Below are 3,012 nucleotides of genomic sequence, written 5' to 3' on the forward strand. Positions count from 1 at the left end.
CGGCGGCCGCGGCGGGCTGGCTGTTGGCGGGGCCGCTCGCCATCGGCGCGCTGGCCGTGTTCAGCCGGGTCGACACCCGCCGGCGCACCGAGGCGATCTACTCGGCGCCCACCTGGACGTCGACGCTGTACTGGGTGGTGCTGGCCGTGTGTCTGGCGGGAATCGCGTTGGGCGCCTGGCAGATCGCGTTGTGGGCGGGGACGCTGTAGTGGCCGACGGAACGCGGAACTTGTCCAGCGCAAGAAGGCTCGCGGTTGCCGCGCGCCTGCTGGCCGCGGTCGCCGTCGTCGCCGCGCTGAGCGTCATCGGCTGGGCGCCGACCGCGTCGGCGGCGGGCTCACCGGGCGCCAGCCGGTTCGGTGGCTGCCTGGCCTCGCAGAAGGCCGGCGATCTGCTGTTGCTGTTCGACGAGTCGAGCAGCCTGCAGCAGACCGATCCGCAGGCGGCGCGGGTGCAGGCCGCCCGCTATCTGGTGCAGACGTTGGGCAAATACGCCGACCGGGTCAACGCCAAGCTCGACGTCGCGGTGGCCGGTTTCTCCGACACCTATGTGCCGGAACACGATTGGACCCAGCTCACCGCCGCGTCGGCCGGCAGCGTCGGCGCGTCGCTGGACCCGATCGCCAAGAAGAACACCGGCATCGACACCGACTACTGGTTGGCGCTGGACGGCGCCCGGCAGGCGCTGGCCACCCGCGGCGGAGGCACCAACGGCGCCCCGCGGTGCCAGGCCATCGCCTGGTTCTCCGACGGCATGATCGACTTCACCGCCCGGCCCGTCGCCAAGCCCTACGCCGACGGGGTGCACCTGGACGCGCCCAACGGCATCCCCGACACCACTCAGAAGGCCGTCAACTCCATCTGCCGCCCCAGCGGCCTGGCCGACCAGCTGCGCTCGAGCAACATCATCATCCTGGGAATCGGGTTGGGCGCCAAGCAGACTCCCGGTGACTTCAACGTGATGTCGGCGATCAGCACCGGCAAGGGACTGCAGGGCATGAGCTGCGGGTCGATCACCGATCCGGTCCCCGGCGACTTCTTCCCCGTCGCCAACATCGACGACATGCTGTTCGCCTTCGACGCGCTCAACCCCGACCCCCAGGTCACCGAGCAGGGCGGGGTGTGCCCCCTCAAGGTCTGCCCCGAGGCGCGGCACAACTTCGTCCTGGACCGCTCCATCAAAGAGGTCAACATCCTGGGCTCCGGCGGCGTGCCGGGCGTGGAGCCCTACCTGGTGTCGCCGTCCGGACAGACGCTGCCGCTGCCCAAAAAGGACGGCGCGCAGAACGTCAGCGTCGACGGCGTGCCGGTGACCTATCAATGGCAATCCGAGTCGGCGCAGAACATCTCGCTGCAGAACAGCAACGTCCCACGCTGGACCGGGCTGTGGGCGATCGTCTACGTCGACACCACCGGCCAGCATCCCGACGCGGTGTCGAAGGTCAGCATCCACATCACCACCGACATCTTCCCGGCGCTCGTGGGCGCCGATAAGGTTTCCTGGCACAGCGGACAAGTGCTGCAGGGCTTGACCTTTGGCCTCGTCGACGGCCAGGGCAAGGCGATGGCGCCGACCGACCTGGCCGGCTCGGCGACCATGTCCGCCTCGCTGGCGCCCGACGGCGCCGCGCCGATCCCGTTGCTGACCGCCGCGGGCAAGGACGACATCGCCAAACCGGTGGACGCCGACCTCACCAAGGTCGAGCCCGGGCATGCGACGCTGCGGATGTCGCTGGTGGTCACCACCGCCCCCACCACCGACCTCACCGGCGGCCCGGTCGAGGGCACGCAGCTCTCACCGCAAGAGGTCGACGTGCCGATCCAGATCCTGCCCAAGGCGGGACTGCCCACGCCCGGGCAGCGCATCGACTTCGGCACCGTCGAGGGCACCAAGGGCGCGACCGCGCAGCTGAGCATCACCGGGCCGGGCTGCGCATGGATCGGCGACGGCGACGCCGCGACGGTGACGGGCTCACCGGACGGGCTCGGGACGCCCCACCTCGGCTCGTCGGCGAACTCCGGCCAGAACTGCGTCAAGGTGCAAGCCGGGGAGACCGCGCAACTGCCGGTGACCCTGCGCACCGACCGCAACGGCCATGGCGGCCTGAACGGGACTGTCCCCGTGCATGTTTCGACGCTGGACAACCCCGACGACGCGCAGGTGGTCAAGGTGGCGTTCACGGCGTCGATGATCAACCCGCTCAACACCACCAATTTCGTCCTGGTGTTGATCGCCGCCCTGTTGCTGGGGCCCGGCCTGCCGCTGGCGCTGCTCTACGCCTCGAAGTGGTGGGCGAGCAAGATCCCGGACAATCCGCTGTTGGCCGAACGCATCCCGGTGGAGGTGGAGCACGACGCCGTGCTGCGCGGCGGTGAACCGTTCGCGATGGCCGACACCGACCTGGTGCACCCGGTCGCCGGGCTACCCCCCGGCGGCACCCGGCACCTGTCCGTCGCAGGGGTCACCCTCTCCGTCGTGCTGGGGCGCAGCCCCTTCGGCTCCGGCAGCGTGGTGGTCAACGCCGACGGCCTGGTGAGTGTCGGCTCGCAGCTGCCCGGCTCCGACAAGACCGGCCTGCGCGCGGTGCTGCCGTTGGCCGTGCACAACACCTGGGTGCTGCTGCACGAGCCGCGCGGCCCCGAGACCGTCGCCGAGGTCCTGCTGCTGGTCGCCGGCACCACCGACACCGCCGCGCGGGAGCGGCTCTACGAAGACGTCGCGCAGCGGCTGCCCGAACTGCTCAGCGGGCTCAGGCTGCGCGCCATGCACGCCGGCCTGGGCGCCGGTTTCGCCGCACCCGGGGAGACGGCGTCCCCGTTCGGGGACGCCCCCGCCGTCGTGGGCTCCGGCTACTCGGCCGGCTCCGCCGCAACCCCGGCCACCGACGACCCGTTCGGCGGCGCCGAGCCCTGGGGCGCCGCCCCGGCCCCGCAGCAGCCGCCGTCGGGACGAATTGCGTTGTCGGATAATTCAACCCACGCGGGCCAGCAGTCGCCGCCACCGCCGCCCGG

The 3,012-nt window shown here is 71.2% G+C and carries 1 protein-coding gene and 1 pseudogene; both read left to right on the forward strand.

Annotation, left to right across the window (positions count from 1 at the left end; genetic code table 11):
* Positions 1 to 209: pseudogene (locus A5700_RS26510) on the forward strand (hypothetical protein); the annotation flags it as partial.
* Positions 209 to 3,012: vWA domain-containing protein (locus A5700_RS05165; protein ID WP_197502812.1), on the forward strand; the 2,804-nt coding region annotated here is incomplete at its 3' end. The pseudogene A5700_RS26510 and the gene A5700_RS05165, both read left to right, overlap by 1 nt.

This window comes from Mycobacterium sp. E1214 (assembly GCF_001666755.1).
Lineage (GTDB): Bacteria > Actinomycetota > Actinomycetes > Mycobacteriales > Mycobacteriaceae > Mycobacterium.